The organism is Bacillus sp. RC252, from assembly GCF_044909215.1.
In the GTDB taxonomy this organism is placed as follows: Bacteria; Bacillota; Bacilli; order Bacillales; family Bacillaceae_G; genus Bacillus_A; species Bacillus_A mycoides.
Map to the genome: position 1 here is coordinate 75991 of NZ_JBIYDV010000007.1, position 19786 is coordinate 95776.

The following is a 19786-nucleotide window of genomic DNA, read 5'->3' on the forward strand; positions in this document are numbered from 1 at the left end:
CGCAATAAATTGCACGGTACGCAATTTATTGCATGCTATTTTTTGCACAGTTATACTTTTCTAGCTTGTAATATAAGTTTCGAACTGAAATTCCTAACGCTTTTGCAGTCTTCGTTTTGTTCCCATCAAATTTCTCTAAATATTCACGGATAATATTCCCCTCAAATTCTGTCACTAGGTGTTCAAGGGCCTTCTCTTCTAATTCAGGTAATAAATTATTTTGTTTCGTCTCTACTTGTTCTTCTTTATGTAAAGGCGGTAAATGATGTACATCAATATATATTTCGTTATAATTCATAAAGATAATAGCTCGTCCTAAAATATTTTCAAGTTCCCTAACATTCCCTGGCCATTCATATGATTGTAAATACGAAACGGCTGAATCGGTGAGTCCTTCTACATTACGACCATAATCTTGATTAATTTTTTGAATTAACCTTTCTGCAATCGCTGGTATATCTCCTTTACGCTGACGAAGGGAAGGAATTTGAATCGGGATTTTATTTAAACGATAATATAAGTCCTCTCTGAACTCTCCTTCTAGAATGCCCTTTTCTAAATTCACATGCGTTGCTGCAATTACCCGGACATTAATAGGTATCGCTTTCGTTCCCCCTACTTTCACAATTTCTTTTTCTTGTAGCACACGAAGGAGCTTCGCTTGCGTATTTGCAGATAACTCTCCGATTTCATCTAAAAAAATACTTCCATTATTCGCTTCTTCAAAGAATCCTCGTTTCCCGCCTCTTTTCGCTCCAGAAAACGCGCCTTCCTCATAACCGAATAATTCACTTTCTAATAAGGTCTCAGAAATAGCAGCACAGTTTACTCGTACAAACTTATTGTATTTTCGATTACTACTGTTATGAATAGCGTGTGCAAATAACTCTTTCCCCGTACCAGATTCCCCTCTAAGTAATACTGTTGCCGGTGTATTCGCTCCAAGTTTTGCTTGTTCAATAGCTGCCGTCGTTTCATCTGAATCACCAACAATATCATCAAATGAATATTTTGCTTCTAACGTTCGAATAATTTGTCTTGCCCTATTCAATTCATTTGTTAACTTTTGAATTTCTGATACATCGCGAATTACCCCGACGCTCCCTTTCAATATTCCATCGACAATAACCGGTGCTACGTTTACAATTACATCTCGCTTTTTTTGCCCAATCTTCATATGTATTCCTCGTACCGCTCGGCGCGTCCGAAGTACTTTCATATGCATACTTTCACCTTCCACAATATCAGTTGTAGCCGGCTTCCCAATAATTTCTTCTTCAGTCAAACCCGTTAACTTCGTATAAGCAGGGTTTATAACTAGTCCTCTTCCTTTCTCATCAACAACCGAAATTGCTTCCTCAGATGAGTTAATAATCGCCTCAAGTAGCGTTTGAATTTCTTTTAAGTCTGTAATTTCTTCCGCTAAATCTACAACTTCTGTAATGTCTTTAAAAATCGCAAATGCCCCTTGAACCTCTCCACCTTCTTTTAATATCGGAATACGCGTTGTAATAATCTTTTTTTCATTCTCTAACGTCAGTTCATGATTCACTTCTATTTTTTTCGTGCGTATAATACGAAGCAACTTACTCGTTGGAATAACTTCTAAAATATATTTCCCTATTGCTTCCTCTTTTTTATATCCAGTAATACGCTCTGCGCTTTTATTAAACAGACGAACTTGTCCCTCTTGGTCTATAACAATCATACCGTCATGCGTTGAATTTAAAATTAAATTCCCTTGTTGCGTCTGTTCTTCTAGCTTTCCAATTAAGCTTTCCTTCTCATGCGCTAGTCTCGTAACAATTTTTGCAATATCCCCTGGTATAAGAAGGGTGTCTTTATGCTTGCTTCCCAATAAAACTTTATGTAAATCATAATCACCTGTCATATCAAACATTACATCAATATGCATAGAAAGAAACGGAGTTACACTATCACCAATCGGAACCCCATATTCCTTTGCGATTTGTAATCCTTTCGCAATTGGATTACTATCAATAACTCCTATAATTTGAAATATATTCGAATTTTGCAACAGACTCAGCAGTGTACTCCCACCTTCACCTGCTCCAACAATTAACACATTTTGTTTCATACATTACACTTCCTCTCGAAGTATCTCTGCAAAATTTTTCACATTCTTATCTTACTCGTTCAGCAACCTCTTGACAAACCCCCATTCCATATAACATCATTAAAATACACAAAATAATCTGAAAAGGAGCGTTATATATGCAGCGTTACCTCGCTCTATTATTAGCACTCATCCCCATTTCATTAGCCGTGCTTGGTATTAAACTAATGAGAGATACTGTATTTGGGATTTTGTTCTCCCCAATCCCTATATTATGGTTACAATTTTTAATCGGCGCTCTTTGCTTCGCACTCGGGTTTTATATCTTCGGCGGCTTCGTCTTACACAGAGATCGTAAGAGAAATAAAGTACAAGCACGCTTCAGAAGATAAAACAAAGTTTTCACATATCATAAATAAAAAATGAGACCATTATATTAGGTCTCATTTTTTTATCGGTAATAAAGTTCTTGCTGTTTCAGGATAATCAGTAATAATCGCTGATATATTCATATCAAAATATTTACGCATAAGCGTTTCTTCATTTATCGTGTAAGGACGAACCTCCACACCACTTCCCATCGTTAATTCAGCGATAGCATCTTGAAGATAACGATAATTCGGATGTACTGCAGTAGCACCCATCTTTTTTGCATATGCCCATGGGCTATGCAAACCTTCACGATACAAAATAGCTGTTTGAATATCAGGAGCCATCATATGACATCGCTTCATACTGTAGTGATTAAAAGAAGAAAACACAATCCGATCCTCTAGACTAAACTTACGTACAAGTGTTATAACCTCTTCTTCTAAACCTCTGTATGGGATTTTATTATTTTTCAGTTCAATATTGAGTAGCAATTTCGTTTTTGCGAGCCATTCTAACACCTCTTCTAGAAGAGGTATTTTGCAAAAACCTACTTTGTCACCGAATTTATAACTCGCATCCAACTTACATAAATCCTCATATAAATAATTTCGAACCGCACCTTTTCCATTTGTTGTCCGATCCACCGTTTCATCATGAATAACGACAACTTTTCCATCTTTCGTGAATTGAACATCGAGTTCAATTCCATCTGCCCCGAAAGCCTCTGCTGCTTCAAATGAAATCATTGTATTTTCCGGATACGTTCCCGCCGCACCACGATGCGCAAATATAAGAGTCATCCTCACTCCCCCAATCTTATGCTATACTATACGAAAAAGGAGGTACTTCTATGAGACCATTACAAATTTCTCCAGACACTGCAGTCCGCCTATCAAAAGCGTTAGGTGTTCCACTTGAACAACTTATGCATATGCCACAGCATATTTTAATCCAAAAGTTAGTTGAATTAGAAAAACAAAATAAAGACGAAGAATAATATAGTCCTGTTTTGCAGGGCTTTTTATTATTATCTATTATATCATGGATGACTTCCCCGCTAAAATCCTTTAACAGATGTACTACGATGCGATTTAGCCTTTACTTCATCATTTAATAATGAATTATATATCTTCTTTTTTGTTACAAGTCATAAAGAAAGCAGAATATTTATTCACAAGTCACCATTGCCCCCTTAAAGCAAGGTAATAAAAAAACTAGAAGCCCTTCATATTATTTTTTATTGAATGTGCGGAGTATCCCCTGATTCGTATAGTTCTTTCGCTTTTTCCTCCCCGAATGTAGTTAAAATATAATGTTGCTCTTCTACCGCATCCATCGCTCTAGTGGCTTTACAAACATTACCCTCTTGAGCATCCGAGAAAAAATTGTGATCTTCTACAATTTTACTAAAATCTTTTTTCGCCCATCTATCAGCAATTGCTACAAGCTCATTTTTCTTCGCAAAACTACTCTTATTTATGATTTTTTTTAATTTTTCAGCGTTATTTTGAATCATTGGGATGGATCCCGATTTTCGTTCTGCCACTACTTTTTGATGAGTCATGTGATACATCGCTGTAATGACTTCGCTTTCAGTAGAATTTTCAGTAACATACACATCAACAAAGACTCCATCTACCTCTCTACCTACTATCGTTGGGTCTTCTTTTTTATCTATTTGAGCACTCACTTCTTTATCTACTGGATTATCGGCAAGCTCTAACATTCCAAATGTAACTGCAACAGCAAGAACTCCCATAGCTGCTACTATTCCTAGCCAAGTTAATATTTTGTTTTTCATTTTCCTTCTCCCTCTGTATACCTATTTAATTACCTTAAAAAACTCACTTATATGTAATATTACCAAAAACAGGTTTTATTTTCCATAATATCAAACAACCCTTTTTATCTACCCAAATAATTTTGATAAAATCGATATCACTTCTCCCTCTTTTTCTCAACAAAATAAAAAGACCAACGAATTCTAAAATTCATTGGTCATTAAATAAAAGTTTATTGGTTTTAAAATTGATATCGAGTATAAATTTCAAGAATTATTAAGCTCTACTAAAACTTAAATCCCTTACTACTTTTCCTCTCAGCTAGCCTTATGTTCAAGTCTCAGCTTATCCGCAACCATTGCGATGAACTCGGAATTCGTAGGTTTTGCTTTTGACATGGATACAGTATAACCAAATAAGGACGAAATAGAATCAATATTCCCACGGCTCCAAGCTACTTCAATTGCGTGACGGATTGCGCGCTCGACACGGCTTGCTGTTGTATTATATTTCTTTGCAATATCTGGATATAATACTTTCGTAATAGATCCCAGTAATTCGATATCATTGTACACCATAGAGATTGCTTCTCGTAAGTACATGTACCCTTTAATATGAGCGGGTACACCAATTTCATGAATGATACTTGTAATACTCGCATCTAAGTTTTTCGGTTTTCCATCGATTGTTGTTGCTGATCGGAAAGATGGTAATGGACGTTTAATAGTAGCACTTTCCTTACCACTAACTTGACGAATATGACTTGTTAAATTCTCCATATCAAATGGTTTTAATATGAAATATGATGCCCCTAAATCAACCGCTTTTTTCGTCACATCTTCTTGTCCGAATGCTGTCAACATAATAACGCTAGGTTGTCTTAACCTTTCAATATGTCGCATTTTCTCTAGCACAGCTAGACCATCTAAATGTGGCATAATAATGTCTAAAACGAGTATATCAGGCTGCTTTTCTTTCAATAAGTTTAAACATTCTTGACCATTGTAAGCAATTCCGATAACTTCCATATCATCTTGGGCAGCAACATAACTCTCTAGCATCGATACCAATTCTTTATTATCATCCACAAGACATACTTTAATTTTCTCCACAGTTTTTCCTCCCTTACCGAATCGATTCTTCCGACATGTGTAAGCTTCTAGGCTACATGAATTGTTCGACAATTGTGTGAAAATTCCCTTTAAAGTTTCTTACTTTCCGATAAAATCACAAAAAAATATGTTTATCGTTCATTTTTTTACTTTCGCAACACATTCCATCATAGAATTACAGCGAAACGTTCAACCCTTTGCTTATATCTTACAACAAAAAACAGCTCTTGCGGAGCTTTTACAAAATTTCAACGAATTTTTCAAAAGAAAAGCGAGCTAATATGTATTAGCTCGCTTTTTTCTCTTGATCATAAATATTAATTCCAGCCTCATGTAACATCCATTCAATATGAACACCGTATCCTGACGTTGGATCATTTACAAATACATGTGTAACCGCACCAATTACTTTCCCATTTTGTACAATCGGACTTCCACTCATTCCTTGTACAATACCACCTGTTTTTGCTAGTAAACGTTTATCTGTCACTTTTATAACCATACCTTTTGTAGCCGGGAACTTTTGTGGTACCGTACTAACAACTTCAATATCAAACGCTTCCACCTTATCTTGATCAATAACTGTTAATATTTTCGCTGGCCCTTCTTTTACTTGATGGGATAATGCGATAGGCATTGCTTTATCCATTATGCCGTTTGTCATATCTGTATTTAATTTCCCAAAAATACCATACGGGCTATTTATTGTAATATTACCAATCACTTCACGATCCGGTGAAAATCTTGCTAATTTTTCTCCCGGGTTCCCATGACTTCCTCTTTCAATAGACGTTACTGTCGAACGCATAATTTGTCCATCTTCTACTTGAATTGGCTTTTTTGTATCATTATCGGAAATCACATGACCAAGCGCTCCATATTTCATGGAATCTGGATGTACAAATGTCATCGTTCCGATACCAGCTGCTGAATCACGAATATACAGTCCAATTCGGTAAGAGGATTCACCATTGTCTTTTTGTGGTGTTAGCTTAGCACGAATATATTTTCCATCTCTTAATAAAACAAGATTAAGCGGTTCACCTGTTTCTCCACTATTATGAATAAATGGTGCTACATCACTCATTCTTTCAATTGTTTTACCATTGATTTCAGTAATCATATCTCCAATCTGTACACCAGCTGTTTCACCAGGAGATACTTTACCCTTTTCAGTTTGAATTAAATGATGGCCTACAACAAGTACACCTTTTGTGTTCAATTTTACACCAATCGATTGTCCACCTGGAATAACTTTAAAATCTTTTAATACTTTCACATTTACTTTTTTCACTGGAAAACCAGCAAGTTGAAACACCATATCAGCTTCACCATTTTGGTGAGAATTTACCATAAGTTCTTGTTCATTTGAACTTACAGTAAACACATTACGATTTGTAGATGCAGCCTTAAAAACTGGTAATGATGCTATTTCTGATTGTTGTCCTTCAAAAACAACAAGTTGCTTCGGAGATGAAATAAACGTTCGAAGCGGTTTAAAACATCCAATAAAAACTAGAGAAACAAGGAGACAAAGACCTATTATTTTTCGAAATCTTTCTAATTTCAATTTGTTCACTCTCCTCGCTCCTACCCCACATTCAGCCTCTTGGCTTCACTTTTTAATCTCTCCTTGCAGCGCTTTATTTATAACCGGAAGAATTAAGAAATCGTCATTTGAGAAAAAAAAGCTATCCATTACTGGATAGCCTCTGCTGTCTGTTTGAAATGATGCGCTTGCGTAAGTAACTCTTTCGCATGCTCTGTCGTTAAATCTGTAATTTCAACACCAGAAATCATTCGAGCAATTTCTGTTACTTTTTCATCCGTACTTAACACAGTAACCGATGTAATCGTACGATCATTCGCCACTTGTTTTCTAATAAATAAATGAGAGTCCGCCATTGAAGCTACTTGAGGTAAGTGCGTAATACAAAGTACTTGCGAGTTTACTGATACACGATAAATTTTTTCCGCAATAGCCTGTGCAACCCGACCACTCACACCCGTATCCACTTCATCAAAAATAACAGATGCAACACCTTGATGCTTAGAAAAAATGCTTTTTAAAGCTAAAATAATACGAGATAACTCTCCGCCAGAAGCGACCTTTGAAAGTGGCTTTAACGGTTCACCCGGATTCGTTGAAATATAAAATTCCACATGATCGTAGCCATCCGCCGTAAGTTTTACCGGTGTTCCTTCCACGAGAGGTTCTTCTACATTTCCTACCCTCTTCATAATTCTCACTTCAAATTTCGTTTTTTCCATATATAGTTCTTTTAATTCTTGATGAATAGCGCTTGTAAGATGATCTGCAAGCTCATGACGCATAGTACTTAACAACGTTGCTTCTTTTACAATAACACCTTCTAATTTCGTTAACTGCTTTCTCGTCGTTTCAATATGTACGTCTTTATTTTCAATCGTAAAAATTTCTTGTTCAATTTTATCAGCATACGCTAAAATCTCTTCTACAGTATTTCCATACTTTCTCTTTAACATACGGATTTCATTCAAACGTGTTTCAATTTCATCTAGACGTTTCGGATCGTATTCCATCATGTCTAATTTTTCTCTAAGCTGGTATGCAACTTCTTCTAATAAGTAATAACTATTCGCAATAGAATCATGATTTTCTTGATACGCTTCATCTAAGTGCGTAATACTCTCCATTTGTCCCATTGCATTTCTTACGTGATCCAATCCCTGTCCGTCTCCACTTAACGAACGATACGCATCTCCTAGTGCTTTATAAATCTTTTCAAAATTGGAGATTTTTAATCGTTCCTCAGTCAATTCATATTCTTCATCCATTTTTAAATCCGCCTTACGAATTTCTTCATGTTGGAATTGAATTAAATCTAGACGATGGGCCATTTGTTGTTCATTTTCACTTAAAGATTTCAGCTGTTTTTTTAACTTCTCATAGTCTGTATATACATTTTGATATATGCCCAATTGTTTAACAATGCGATTTCCATCAAAATGATCAAGCATAAACATATGACGCTCTTCATTCATTAAATCTTGTGTTTCATGCTGTCCATGAATATCAACTAGCGTTTTTCCAATCTCTTTTAATATGCTGAGTGTAACAAGTTTCCCATTTACTCGACAGACACTTTTTCCGTTCGCAGCGATGTCACGCTTCAAAATAATCATGCCATCTTCTATTTCTATATCTAACTCTTCTGCCTTTGCGATACATGGATGTTTGTCATCTTCTACATAGAATAAGCCTTCTATTTCAGCCTTTTCTGTTCCATATCGAACAAATTCTGCTGAACCACGGCCACCAACAAGCAAACTAATTGCATCAATAATAATGGATTTTCCAGCTCCTGTTTCACCACTTAAAACGGTTAAACCTTTTTGAAAAGAAATATTTAATGCCTCAATAATAGCAAAGTTTCTGATCGATAATTCCGATAACAATGCCCCATTCACCTCGTTATAAACTAATCCCCTATTAAGGGCTTTTCTCAGTATTCTTCATTCAAATAGTTATACTATATGTTTGTATGTATAAATTACTCTTCTAACCCGCTCCATTGTACCAAACATTCGTTTTACGGGTCAATCCACCTATTTTCTAACTTCATTCAAAAAAAATAATGTATTGTATTTGAAAATCCGTATTTTTCGCCAATAAAAATATCTTGTTTACTTTCCACTTTACAGAGGAAAGTAAACAAGATTTTTCTGTTAAAGCATATTTAAGAAACGATCAGAGACAACACCTGTATCTTCAGGTGTACGGCAAATAATTAAGCAAGTATCATCACCACAAATGGTTCCGACAATCTCATCCCACTCTAAATGATCAATGAGTGCCCCAAGTGAATGAGCGTTACCAGGCAATGTTTTTAGCACAAGCATATGTCCTGCCGTGTCTAATTTTACAAATGAATCCACTAGATTTCGTTTTAATTTTTGCAACGGATTAAATCGTTGATCTGCTGGCAAGCTATATTTATAGCGGCCATCATGTAATGGCACCTTCACTAAGTGCAGTTCTTTAATATCGCGCGATACTGTTGCTTGCGTTACATTAAACCCCACATTACGTAAAATATCAACTAGTTCATCTTGTGTTTCAATTTCTTTGTTAGCAATAATTTCCCTGATTTTAATATGGCGCTGACCTTTATTCATACATTTGCACCTCACACTATCTCTTACCATAGTTTAAACATTGGTATACTTCATTTATTTATGTTACCGTATAATCCATTACTTGTACACAATTGTTTTTACAATCATTATACGATTACAACAAAAAGAGGAACAACATATGTTATTCCCCTTTCCCTTTTTGTTTTAGAACATCATGTGCTTCTGTAACAACTTGCTCAATAGAAACCGGAGAATGATTTTCGCCATTCTCACGCTCACCGTGCCACTTTAGATGAATTAAAAATTCAATATTTCCATCCCCGCCTGTAATTGGTGAGAATGTTAAACCTTCGATATTATAGCCTTCCTTAAGAGCAAAATCGACAATCATTTCCACGACAGCTTCATGTACTTTTCTATCACGAACAATGCCTTTTTTCCCGACTTGTTCTCGTCCAGCTTCAAACTGAGGTTTAATCAATGCAGCTACATCACCATTTGGCATAAGCATTGTTTTTAAAACCGGCAATATAAGCCTTAATGATATAAATGAAACATCAATACTTGCAAACTGCGGTAAACCACGCTCTAAATCTGCCGGTGTCACGTAACGGAAGTTCGTTCGTTCCATCACAACAACACGCTCATCTTGACGCAATTTCCACGCAAGTTGATTATATCCTACATCTAATGCGTAGGATAACTTCGCCCCATTTTGAAGCGCACAGTCTGTAAAACCACCAGTTGATGAACCAATATCTATCATAACCTTATCTTGTAAATCAAGTTGAAATGTTTCTAATGCCTTTTCAAGCTTATAACCACCACGGCTTACATACGGCATGACTTGCCCTTTCACCGTAATCTCCGTATCTTGTGAGATTTTCTCCCCTGGCTTATCGAGTCTCATTTCATTCGCATATACAAGACCTGCCATAACAGCACGTTTAGCCTTCTCACGCGTTTCTATAAGCCCTCGCTCTACTAATAGTACATCTACTCTTTCTTTTTTTACGCTCATTTGTTACGCCCTTTTTTGTTTTGATGGAATCATTGTATGAATACGGTCTACAACAGCATCTGTTGTTAAACCAATTTCTTCTAACAGTTTTGTTACACTACCATGCTCTATGAAGCGATCAGGAATACCCATTCGTTCAATTAAAGCACTATGGTATCCGTTCTCAGAAGCAAATTCAACTACTCCCGTTCCAAAGCCACCGATTAAACAAGCCTCTTCAATCGTTAAAATCGGTATATTTTTCCCTAAAAGCTCATGTAAATATGCTTCGTCCATCGGCTTAATAAAGCGAGCATTCACTACTTTCACTGATATTCCAGCTTGTTCAAGACGCTCAGCTGCTTCCATTGCCATCGGGATTGTCGTACCAAACGTTAAAATTGCTGCTTGTGTGCCTTCTTTTAACGTTTCCCATGTACCGATTGGAATCGCCTTTAATTCTTCATCCATTTGAACGCCAAGTCCATTTCCGCGTGCATAACGTAAAGCAATCGGTCCATCTTCGTATTGCATCGCTGTATATACTAAATGTTGACCTTCATTTTCATCTTTCGGCATCATAAGCACCATATTCGGCAAGTGACGTAAAAACGCGATGTCAAATACACCTTGATGCGTTTCACCGTCTGCTCCTACTAATCCAGAGCGATCTATTCCAATAAAAACGTTTAAATTCTGGCGACAAATATCATGAACAACTTGGTCATATGCTCTTTGTAAAAATGTTGAATAAATTGCTAAGAACGGCTTCATCCCTTGTGTTGCCATACCAGCTGCCATTGTTGTAGCATGCTGCTCTGCAATACCTACATCAATCATGCGATCCGGAAATTCTTTTTGGAATTTCTCAAGTTTCGATCCAACAGGCATTGCAGGCGTAATTGCAACGATACGTTCATCCGTTCTCGCTAGCTTAAGCACTGTTTCACTAACAACAGCACTCCATGCTGGTGCAACTTCTTTCGGTTTAACGAAGTCACCTGACTCAATTTTATACGATCCTGTTCCATGCCAAGTTCCAATAACGTCACTTTCAGCTGGTTTATAACCTTTTCCTTTTTTCGTAATAACATGAACAAGTACTGGGCCTTTTGTTTTCTTTGCATATTGCAACGTTTCGAATAACTTTTCATAATCATGCCCATCGACCGGACCTAAATATGTAAAGCCTAATTCTTCAAAAAAGACGCCTGATACTAGTAAATATTTTAGACTATCTTTTATTTTCTCTGCTGTCGCAGCAACTTTCCCGCCGACTGCTGGGATTTTCTTCAATATATACTCTAGTTCATCTTTTACCCAATGGTACTTCCCTGCGGTACGTAAACGACCAAGTACATTATGAAGTGCACCGACGTTTGGTGCAATTGACATTTCATTGTCATTCAAAATAACAATCATGTCCGTTTTTTCATGCCCAATGTGGTTCAATGCCTCTAAAGCCATTCCGCCTGTTAATGCACCATCGCCAATGATTGGTATAACGTATTCTTCCGTTTTCTTTAAATCACGTGCTAGAGCCATTCCCATTGCAGCAGATAACGACGTTGAACTATGACCAGTTTCCCAAACATCATGCTCACTCTCACAGCGTTTTGGAAAACCACATAGACCTTGGTATTGCCTTAATGTGCCGAATTCTTTCGCACGCCCTGTTAAAATTTTATGTACATAGGATTGATGTCCTACGTCCCATAAAAACTTATCTTTCGGACTATCAAATAATTTATGCAGAGCAATTGTGAGTTCTACTACACCTAAATTAGGTGCAATATGTCCACCTGTTTGAGAGAGCTCTTCAATTAAAAACTTACGAATATCCTCACTCAACCCCTCTAGTTCACTGATAGACATATCTTTCAAAAAACTAGGGTTTTGAATTTGCGTTAGATCCACATGGATCACTCACTTTCATTTCATAATCTGTCAACATGTCAAATATTATAAGAAACATTTACACAACACAAGAAATTATCTTTTCTATTCTTTTTATCTTGTCCTGCTTTCAGAAAACACTTCCATTTTTTCACTTATCATATTATACATCATATTTCTTTACGTGATGAAAAAAATAGCCGCTAACACGAAGTGATAACGGCAATGTAATCTACATATATTTTTGCCAATAACAAGAAAAGAAAAACCTTTTCCTACATTTATATCATAAAATGATGAATGACTCAACAAATGGAAACGCTGTTATATTAGTTATTACGTTTTGCGATTAAATCACAAATAGATAGTAAATATTCATCTTGTAATTGTAAGGAGCTAATAGAATCTTTTGCTTTTGCAATTTTCTCCTCTAAAATAGATTTTGCTCTATCTACAGTAAATAACGTCGTATATGTGCTCTTCTCGTTGGAAGCATCACTACCAATCGGTTTTCCAATCTCTTCTTCTGTTCCTTCTACATCCAAAATATCATCTCTAATTTGGAAAGCTAGACCGATATATTTCGCAAATGCAAGTAACTTCTCTTCTTGCTCTTCTGTAGCATCAGAAAGTATCGCGCCTGCAAGTACAGCAAACTCAAGCAGTTTACCTGTCTTATGATTATGAATGTACTCTAATTCATTAATTGTAAGTCGTTTTCCTTCAGCTTCCATATCTGCCACTTGTCCAGCAACCATTCCTTCAGGTCCTGCTGCTTTCGCAAGCTCAAGTACAAGTCTTACTTTTTTTTCAGCAGAGATTTCTTTTTGCTCATATGCCATAATAACTTGAAAAGCATATGTCAACAAACCATCTCCCGCTAAAACTGCCATTGCTTCACCAAATACTTTATGATTTGTAGGCTTTCCTCGTCTTAGATCATCATCATCCATACAAGGTAAATCATCATGAATTAACGAATATGTATGAATCATTTCAAGGGCACAAGCTGCACCCACTCCAAGATTTCTTTCTTTCCCAAACGCTTGTAACGTTGCAAATAAAAGTAACGGGCGGAGACGTTTCCCACCCGCTTCCAAAGAATATGCCATCGCTTCACGAAGCACATTTGGACATTGTAATTCATTTGCATAGCTTACAAGCTTTTCTTCTACGAAAGTTTTACTCTCTTTCAAAAAAGCATCAAAAGCTATATGTGTCACTATGCTTCATCTCCTAAAGCAGTAAACGGTTTAAGCTCTCCATCTTCCCCAAGGATAACTGCCATTTGTTCTTGTACATCTTTCAATTTCTCATCACAAAGCTTAGATAATTCCATGCCTTCCTTAAAATAAGAAATTGCTTCCTCTAAAGGTACATCACCTTGTTCAAGCTTAGAAACGAGATGCTCAAGCTGCGAAATTGCTTCTTCAAAGCTTAACTTATTTTCCATTATTCAATTCACGCTCCTCTATGCTTGATACACTACAATCTAGTATTCCATCTTGTAATTGAACCGAAACAGCATCTCCAAGGCTAACATCTTTCACGCTTTTTAATACTTGTTTCTCTTCATCGTATACAAGCCCATACCCTCTCATCATTACTTTAAGCGGGCTTAATACCTCAAGCTTTTGAGCCGCTCTCACAAATACGAATTCCTTCGTTTGAAGTAATGTTTGCATTTCACGTTGCAACTGCTTTTGCAACGTTTCAATTGCCGTTTTCGTTTGTATAATTTTTTGAGATGGGTGGTGCTTTTCTAAATAAAATGAAAGTTGCTTTAATTGATTTACTTTTTTATCTATATAACGCTCTTTCGCTAAAACAAGTTGTTCAAGAGCCCTGTCTAACTGCTCTTCTTTTTGCTCGTACACTTGCCTTGGATAACGGAACGCATAAGATTTTTGTAACACTTGCAGTTTTTCTTCTTTTTTATGTACTCTCTCTCTCATTGCTCTTTGCAATCTCAGAGTTCTTTGTAATACCTTTTCTTGTAACTCTATAGTATTAGGTACCGCCAACTCAGCTGCTGCAGTCGGTGTTGGTGCACGTAAATCCGCGACAAAATCTGCGATTGTAAAATCTGTTTCATGGCCTACAGCCGAAATAATCGGAATCTCACTTGTGAAAATTTCTCTTGCAACTACTTCCTCATTAAAGGCCCATAATTCTTCAATAGAGCCTCCACCACGCCCAACAATTAAAACATCAATATCTCCCATTTCATTCGCTGTACGAATTGCTTGTACAATCGAGGGAGCTGCTGACTCCCCTTGTACAAGTACAGGAAACACAATAACATTTCCAATTGGATAACGACGTTTAATTGTTGTTATAATATCGCGAATTGCTGCTCCTGTTGGCGACGTGATTACACCTATTGTTTTAGCATACGGAGGAATTATTTTTTTATAAACTTGAGAAAACAAGCCCTCTTCCTCTAAACGAACTTTTAATTGCTCATAAGCTAAATGCAAGTTTCCAATTCCGTCAGGCTGCATGTCTTGAATATAAATTTGATAAGAACCACTCGCCTCATAAACAGAAATCTTTCCTTTTACAAGTACTTTCATTCCATTTTCCGGTCTGAATTTAATGTTACGATTATGACCCGCAAACATAACCGCTGCAATTCTTGCATTTTCATCTTTCAATGTAAAATACATATGACCACGACTATGATATTTAAAGTTGGAAATTTCTCCTTTTAACCAAACAGACTGTAAATGCGGATCATACTCTATTTTTGTTTTAATATAGCGTGTTAACGCTGTAACGGTTAAATATTGTTTCTCCATTTCTCTCTCCTCATAGCCGATTCAAATTATTGACAAACAACACCTGCACGCTTTGCAGACTCCACAGTGTTGTGAAGAAGCATTGTAATAGTCATTGGGCCGACTCCTTTTGGCACAGGCGTAATGTAACCTGCAACGTCTAATACATTGTCAAAATCAACATCACCACAAAGTTTGCCTGTTTCTAAACGGTTAACACCAACATCAATTACAACCGCACCCTCTTTAATATAGTCAGCTGTTACCATTTTCGGTCGTCCAACGGCTACGATTAAAATATCAGCTAACTTCGATAATTCTTTTATATTTTGCGTCTTAGAATGACAATATGTGACAGTTGCATTTTCATTTAAAAACAGTTGCCCCACTGGTTTACCAACAATATTACTTCTTCCAATTACAACAACATGCTTTCCAGAAATATCAAGATTCGTTTCTTTTACTAATTCTAAAATGCCATGCGGTGTACATGGAAGGAATGTGTCTTGTCCCGTCATCATACGTCCTACGCTGATTGGGTGAAATCCATCTACATCCTTTTCCGGTGAAATTCTTTCAATGATAGCTTTTTCTTCAATGTGTTTTGGTAAAGGTAATTGTACCAATATGCCATTAATGCGGTCGTCTCCATTTAAGCGATCGATTTCAGCAAGCAAACGCTCCTCAGTAATCGTTTCAGGAAGTTCAATTAGCTCTGAATAGATTCCTACGTGCTCACAACCTTTTTCTTTTCCTTTTACATAAGAACGCGATGCTGGATCTTCTCCAACTAAAATAACTGCTAATCCTGGTACAATCCCTTGCTCTTTTAACTTCACAACTTTTTCTTTTAATTGTGCTCGTTTTTTCTCCGCAACTTCATTTCCTTTGATGATTACTGCTACCATTTTAAGTTTCCCCCTTAAAGAAATTACAGTGTATCTTTTATATTAGATAAAACGCCGTTAATAAAACGACGAGATTCCTCATCCCCAAATGTTTTTGCGATTTCAATTGCTTCGTTAATTGTTACATTGTGCGGAATTTCTTCCATGTATCTCATCTCACACACAGCTACACGTAAAATACTGCGATCAACAATACTAATACGCTCAAGCTTCCACTTTTTTAAATTTTGACGAATTGCTGCGTCAATCTCTTCTTTGTTGTCTACAAATCCTACAACAAGTGATTCTAGAAACTCATTTGTTTCTTCGCCTTCATCTAGCGTATTTTCCACCGCTACTTTCGGTTCTAATTCACCTGTAATATCCATTTGGTATAATGCTTGCATTGCTCTTTCTCTAGCCGTCCTACGTTTCATTGTAACTCTCCTTTATACTTCAAGTCTTTCCTTATGTTTTGTTATATTATTATAATTTATAAGCCGTCAATTCACTTACTCTTGCAGTTTTCATTGATTTTCCAACCTTATAATACAATGATAATAACACAATTTATCGTTTCACACACGGGGTACAAGGCTGAAAAATAATAAAAAGATTAACTTCAAGTTCCATATCTTATCACAATGTACGTTTTTTGGAAAAATGAAACATACCGTTTTATTTTTCTTTTTTTTTGAAATAGTATAATAATTAGAGGGTTTTAATTTGTGAAGAAATGAAACGATAAAAAAGATGCCTATTTTACTAGGCACCTTTTTCCACTCTTACACTGGTTCGATTTCTGTTTTTTGTGTTTCGAATGTTACGCCAACGATGTGAACGTTCACTTCTTTTGGCTCAAGTCCTGTCATTGTAAAGAGTGCTTGGCGAATATTGTCTTGAATTTTTTGTGCAACAACCGGAATTGCTACACCAAAATACATCACAACATAAAGGTCAACAATAATATCTTCGTTTGCTAATTCAACCTTTACACCTTTACCATGATTTTTCTTACCTAACTTCTCAACAACATCTGTAGCAAAATTACCACGCATTGCCGCTACACCTTCTACTTCAGCAGCTGCAATACCTGCAATTACTTCGATTACTTCTGGTGCAATTTCTACTTTTCCAAGAGTTGTATCTTGACCCATATCTAACATATGTTCAGCCATGAAAAAAACCTCCTTTAATGTATCACTGCGTCACAAGTTCATGCTCTTCCAAAAATTTCGTGTTAAACTCACCTTTTACAAAATCAGGATGCTCTAGCAATTGCAAATGGAACGGGATTGTTGTATGTACGCCTTCAATGACAAACTCACTGAGCGCTCGCTTCATTTTTGCAATTGCCTCTTCACGTGTTTTTCCGTGAACAATTAATTTAGCAACCATCGAATCATAGAAAGGTGGTATTGAATATCCCGGATATACAGCTGAATCGACGCGAATACCAAATCCGCCTGGTGGTAAGTACATTTCTACTTTACCTGGAGATGGCATAAATTTTTTGGCAGGGTTTTCCGCATTAATTCGACATTCCATTGCCCAACCATTAAATTGTACTTCTTCTTGCTGTAACGATAACTTTTCTCCAGAAGCAACAAGAATTTGTTCTTTAATTAAATCCATCCCTGTTACCATTTCAGTAACTGGATGTTCAACTTGGATTCTCGTATTCATCTCCATGAAATAAAAGCTTTTCGTTTTATATTCATAAATAAACTCAACCGTACCAGCACCTGTATAATCAACCGCTACCGCCGCTTTAACTGCTGCCTCACCCATTTGCTTGCGAATATTCTCATCAAGTGCAGGTGATGGACTTTCTTCTAATAGTTTTTGCAGACGGCGCTGAATTGTACAATCACGCTCTCCTAAATGAATGGCATTTCCATGTGTATCTGCCATTATTTGAATCTCAACATGGCGGAAATCTTCAACGTACTTCTCCAAGTATACACCAGGGTTCCCAAAAGCGGTACTGGCTTCTTGCTGTGTAATTTGAATTCCTTTTACAAGCTCTTCTTCATGGCGCGCAACACGAATACCTTTTCCGCCGCCACCTGCAGTCGCTTTAATGATAACTGGATATCCAAGTTGATTAGCAAGCTCGATCGCTTCTTCGGTATTTTTAATAATCCCTTGTGAACCTGGTACAATCGGAACCCCTGCTTCTTTCATTGTATCACGTGCAACGTCTTTTGTGCCCATCTTTGAAATGGCTTCTGGGCTTGGACCGATAAAAATCAAGTTACACTCACGGCATAATTCTGCAAAATCTGCATTCTCTGCTAAAAATCCATATCCCGGATGAATTGCATCACAACCTGTTAATTTCGCAACACTAATAATGTTCGTCAAATTTAAATAGCTTTCTTTTGAAATCGTTGGTCCAACACAATACGCTTCATCTGCAATTTGCACATGAAGTGACTCTTTGTCTGCTTCTGAATAAATTGCAACTGTTTCAATATCCATTTCTTTACAAGCACGAATAATTCGTACAGCAATTTCCCCACGATTGGCTATTAATACTTTTTTTATCATCACAAAGACTCCCTTATTACGCTTTTACAAGAAATAGCGGTTGTCCATACTCAACAAGCTGTCCATTATTAACAAGAATTTCAACAATTTCGCCCTCTACATCTGCGTCAATTTCGTTAAATAATTTCATAGCCTCAACAATACATACGATAGAATCTTTCGATACTCTGTCCCCAACACTTACATATTGAGGTGTATCAGGCGAAGAAGAGGAATAAAATGTCCCTACCATCGGTGATGTGATTTTATGTAGGTTTTCATTTTGAACAGCTGTCTTCTCTTCTTGTTTTGGCGCTTCTACTTGCGCTGCCGCTACTGTTGTTTCTACTTCAACAGATGCTGCTGGTTGTACTACCTGTTTCGTTACCGGTGCTTGCACAGCAACAACTTCATTACCACGTTTTTTCATTTTGATTGCTGTACCGTCTTTTTTGTATTCAAATTCATCAATATTAGAGCTATCAATTAATTTAATTAATTCACGAACTTCTTGAATTTTAAACATGTAAAATCCACTCCCATACTCTTGTTTGTCCCGTTTTTACAGATTGGCATCAAACTGATTTACTGTAAAAATACGATGTATTCTATTAGAAAATTTATTCCTATGACATTTACTAATAGAAATATTTACTATTCCCATCTTACGCTAAATTTTTTAAACATTCCAATTTATATTTCTTTATTATAAATCGAAACTCCTGTAAAAATATTATTCCACCAAAAAATTATTACCTAGTAATAATACCAAGTTTCACACAAAATTGGCAAGACCACTTCCTAAAAAACATTCTTTACTTTTTCAAAACTGCAAAGTGTAAAAACGTAATTCCCTCAGAATTCTTCATTTTATCTACGGTAAAAAAACATATTTTTACCAAATATTATTTTTTTGTTTACGCGCCGTTCATTCTTCCTTCATAAAAGAATAGTATGTTCAAAGTGTAGCAAATTTATTGTAGTGAGGTGCGGACATATGATATGGCTCATCCTGTTCTTGCCTGCCGTAGTGATTTGGACATTGGTCCTCTTCATTCACGTCAAATCTGGAAAAACTAATCACCATCATCACGAACCATTAATCTTTTACTCACAGCGTATTTCCCCGTTTCCAATTGAAAATACTAAATACAACTGCAAAGATGAAATAGAAAAAAGCTATCGAAAACGATAGCTTTTTTCTATTATTCTTTTATCTAATTTGAAGCA

At 36.4% G+C, this 19786-nt stretch carries 20 protein-coding genes; 3 read left to right on the plus strand and 17 right to left on the minus strand.

Annotated elements, in window-relative coordinates; translation table 11 throughout:
• Window positions 1–25: 25 nt before the first annotated feature.
• Window positions 26–2098 (minus strand): sigma 54-interacting transcriptional regulator, encoded by a 2073-nt coding sequence (locus ABH960_RS11805; protein WP_404445293.1) that lies wholly within the window; start codon window positions 2096–2098, stop codon window positions 26–28.
• A 137-nt stretch (window positions 2099–2235) separates the two neighbouring features.
• Between ABH960_RS11805 and ABH960_RS11810 the strand changes: the two genes are divergently transcribed.
• Complete coding sequence (locus ABH960_RS11810) at window positions 2236–2469, plus strand: DUF2627 domain-containing protein (RefSeq protein ID WP_001190193.1); 234 nt, start codon at window positions 2236–2238, stop codon at window positions 2467–2469.
• Between the two features lie 51 nt (window positions 2470–2520).
• Here the strand turns inward: ABH960_RS11810 and ABH960_RS11815 are convergent, their stop codons facing one another.
• Window positions 2521–3249: a glycerophosphodiester phosphodiesterase gene (locus ABH960_RS11815; RefSeq protein WP_002033957.1), complete on the minus strand. Its 729-nt coding sequence runs from the start codon at window positions 3247–3249 to the stop codon at window positions 2521–2523.
• A 50-nt stretch (window positions 3250–3299) separates the two neighbouring features.
• Between ABH960_RS11815 and ABH960_RS11820 the strand changes: the two genes are divergently transcribed.
• On the plus strand, window positions 3300–3446 hold the full coding sequence (locus ABH960_RS11820) for a YycC family protein (protein WP_001247671.1): 147 nt from the start codon (window positions 3300–3302) through the stop codon (window positions 3444–3446).
• A 240-nt stretch (window positions 3447–3686) separates the two neighbouring features.
• On the opposite strand, the gene ABH960_RS11825 is transcribed toward ABH960_RS11820, so the two are convergent.
• The 15 genes from ABH960_RS11825 to accB all read right to left on the minus strand — a co-directional run bounded on the left by ABH960_RS11825 (window position 3687) and on the right by accB (window position 19082).
• Complete coding sequence (locus ABH960_RS11825) at window positions 3687–4250, minus strand: PRK06770 family protein (RefSeq protein WP_002167694.1); 564 nt, start codon at window positions 4248–4250, stop codon at window positions 3687–3689.
• 297 nt (window positions 4251–4547) lie between these two features.
• A complete protein-coding gene (gene spo0A / locus ABH960_RS11830; RefSeq protein ID WP_002015081.1) occupies window positions 4548–5342 on the minus strand; it encodes a sporulation transcription factor Spo0A in 795 nt (264 codons plus the stop codon).
• Window positions 5343–5628: 286 nt separating this feature from the next.
• A complete protein-coding gene (spoIVB, locus tag ABH960_RS11835) occupies window positions 5629–6921 on the minus strand; it encodes a SpoIVB peptidase (protein ID WP_002015079.1) in 1293 nt (430 codons plus the stop codon).
• Window positions 6922–7040: 119 nt separating this feature from the next.
• Window positions 7041–8780: a DNA repair protein RecN gene (gene recN, locus ABH960_RS11840; protein ID WP_002088564.1), complete on the minus strand. Its 1740-nt coding sequence runs from the start codon at window positions 8778–8780 to the stop codon at window positions 7041–7043.
• Between the two features lie 270 nt (window positions 8781–9050).
• Window positions 9051–9500, minus strand: a complete 450-nt coding sequence (argR, locus tag ABH960_RS11845; protein WP_002015076.1) for an arginine repressor ArgR — start codon at window positions 9498–9500, stop codon at window positions 9051–9053.
• A 142-nt stretch (window positions 9501–9642) separates the two neighbouring features.
• Window positions 9643–10482 (minus strand): TlyA family RNA methyltransferase, encoded by an 840-nt coding sequence (locus ABH960_RS11850; RefSeq protein WP_002015074.1) that lies wholly within the window; start codon window positions 10480–10482, stop codon window positions 9643–9645.
• A gap of 3 nt (window positions 10483–10485) precedes the next feature.
• A complete protein-coding gene (dxs, locus tag ABH960_RS11855) occupies window positions 10486–12378 on the minus strand; it encodes a 1-deoxy-D-xylulose-5-phosphate synthase (protein WP_002129043.1) in 1893 nt (630 codons plus the stop codon).
• 308 nt (window positions 12379–12686) lie between these two features.
• Window positions 12687–13580, minus strand: coding sequence for a (2E,6E)-farnesyl diphosphate synthase (gene ispA, locus ABH960_RS11860; protein WP_002015072.1), 894 nt, complete (start codon window positions 13578–13580; stop codon window positions 12687–12689).
• Entirely contained in the window at window positions 13580–13810 is a 231-nt protein-coding gene (gene xseB / locus ABH960_RS11865) for an exodeoxyribonuclease VII small subunit (RefSeq protein WP_000428422.1), read from the minus strand. Before xseB ends, ispA begins: the two co-directional genes overlap by 1 nt.
• Complete coding sequence (xseA, locus tag ABH960_RS11870) at window positions 13800–15158, minus strand: exodeoxyribonuclease VII large subunit (RefSeq protein WP_002015068.1); 1359 nt, start codon at window positions 15156–15158, stop codon at window positions 13800–13802. The genes xseB and xseA overlap by 11 nt, the downstream gene beginning before the upstream one ends.
• Window positions 15159–15184: 26 nt before the next feature.
• A complete protein-coding gene (folD, locus tag ABH960_RS11875) occupies window positions 15185–16045 on the minus strand; it encodes a bifunctional methylenetetrahydrofolate dehydrogenase/methenyltetrahydrofolate cyclohydrolase FolD (RefSeq protein WP_113935552.1) in 861 nt (286 codons plus the stop codon).
• Window positions 16046–16068: 23 nt separating this feature from the next.
• Window positions 16069–16461, minus strand: coding sequence for a N utilization substance protein NusB (gene nusB, locus ABH960_RS11880; RefSeq protein WP_113935553.1), 393 nt, complete (start codon window positions 16459–16461; stop codon window positions 16069–16071).
• A 348-nt stretch (window positions 16462–16809) separates the two neighbouring features.
• Window positions 16810–17202 (minus strand): Asp23/Gls24 family envelope stress response protein, encoded by a 393-nt coding sequence (locus ABH960_RS11885; protein ID WP_000807630.1) that lies wholly within the window; start codon window positions 17200–17202, stop codon window positions 16810–16812.
• Between the two features lie 22 nt (window positions 17203–17224).
• The gene (gene accC / locus ABH960_RS11890) at window positions 17225–18577 is read right to left on the minus strand and encodes an acetyl-CoA carboxylase biotin carboxylase subunit (RefSeq protein ID WP_002015065.1); all 1353 of its coding nucleotides are present in this window, start codon (window positions 18575–18577) and stop codon (window positions 17225–17227) included.
• Window positions 18578–18593: 16 nt separating this feature from the next.
• Window positions 18594–19082 carry an acetyl-CoA carboxylase biotin carboxyl carrier protein gene (gene accB, locus ABH960_RS11895; RefSeq protein ID WP_404445309.1) on the minus strand — a complete coding sequence of 163 codons (489 nt, stop codon included), beginning with the start codon at window positions 19080–19082 and terminating at the stop codon, window positions 18594–18596.
• Window positions 19083–19553: 471 nt separating this feature from the next.
• Between accB and ABH960_RS11900 the strand changes: the two genes are divergently transcribed.
• Window positions 19554–19751 carry a hypothetical protein gene (locus ABH960_RS11900; RefSeq protein WP_012261697.1) on the plus strand — a complete coding sequence of 66 codons (198 nt, stop codon included), beginning with the start codon at window positions 19554–19556 and terminating at the stop codon, window positions 19749–19751.
• The last annotated feature ends 35 nt before the right edge of the window (window positions 19752–19786 follow it).

Bases quoted from the DNA above. Each gene is read 5' to 3' on its own strand.
- ABH960_RS11805 (WP_404445293.1), bottom strand. From the start codon at position 2,098: ATGAAACAAAATGTGTTAATTGTTGGAGCAGGTGAAGGTGGGAGTACA.
- ABH960_RS11810 (WP_001190193.1), top strand. From the start codon at position 2,236: ATGCAGCGTTACCTCGCTCTATTATTAGCACTCATCCCCATTTCATTA.
- ABH960_RS11815 (WP_002033957.1), bottom strand. From the start codon at position 3,249: ATGACTCTTATATTTGCGCATCGTGGTGCGGCGGGAACGTATCCGGAA.
- ABH960_RS11820 (WP_001247671.1), top strand. From the start codon at position 3,300: ATGAGACCATTACAAATTTCTCCAGACACTGCAGTCCGCCTATCAAAA.
- ABH960_RS11825 (WP_002167694.1), bottom strand. From the start codon at position 4,250: ATGAAAAACAAAATATTAACTTGGCTAGGAATAGTAGCAGCTATGGGA.
- argR (WP_002015076.1), bottom strand. From the start codon at position 9,500: ATGAATAAAGGTCAGCGCCATATTAAAATCAGGGAAATTATTGCTAAC.
- ABH960_RS11850 (WP_002015074.1), bottom strand. From the start codon at position 10,482: ATGAGCGTAAAAAAAGAAAGAGTAGATGTACTATTAGTAGAGCGAGGG.
- xseB (WP_000428422.1), bottom strand. From the start codon at position 13,810: ATGGAAAATAAGTTAAGCTTTGAAGAAGCAATTTCGCAGCTTGAGCAT.
- xseA (WP_002015068.1), bottom strand. From the start codon at position 15,158: ATGGAGAAACAATATTTAACCGTTACAGCGTTAACACGCTATATTAAA.
- folD (WP_113935552.1), bottom strand. From the start codon at position 16,045: ATGGTAGCAGTAATCATCAAAGGAAATGAAGTTGCGGAGAAAAAACGA.
- nusB (WP_113935553.1), bottom strand. From the start codon at position 16,461: ATGAAACGTAGGACGGCTAGAGAAAGAGCAATGCAAGCATTATACCAA.
- ABH960_RS11885 (WP_000807630.1), bottom strand. From the start codon at position 17,202: ATGGCTGAACATATGTTAGATATGGGTCAAGATACAACTCTTGGAAAA.
- accC (WP_002015065.1), bottom strand. From the start codon at position 18,577: ATGATAAAAAAAGTATTAATAGCCAATCGTGGGGAAATTGCTGTACGA.
- accB (WP_404445309.1), bottom strand. From the start codon at position 19,082: ATGTTTAAAATTCAAGAAGTTCGTGAATTAATTAAATTAATTGATAGC.
- ABH960_RS11900 (WP_012261697.1), top strand. From the start codon at position 19,554: ATGATATGGCTCATCCTGTTCTTGCCTGCCGTAGTGATTTGGACATTG.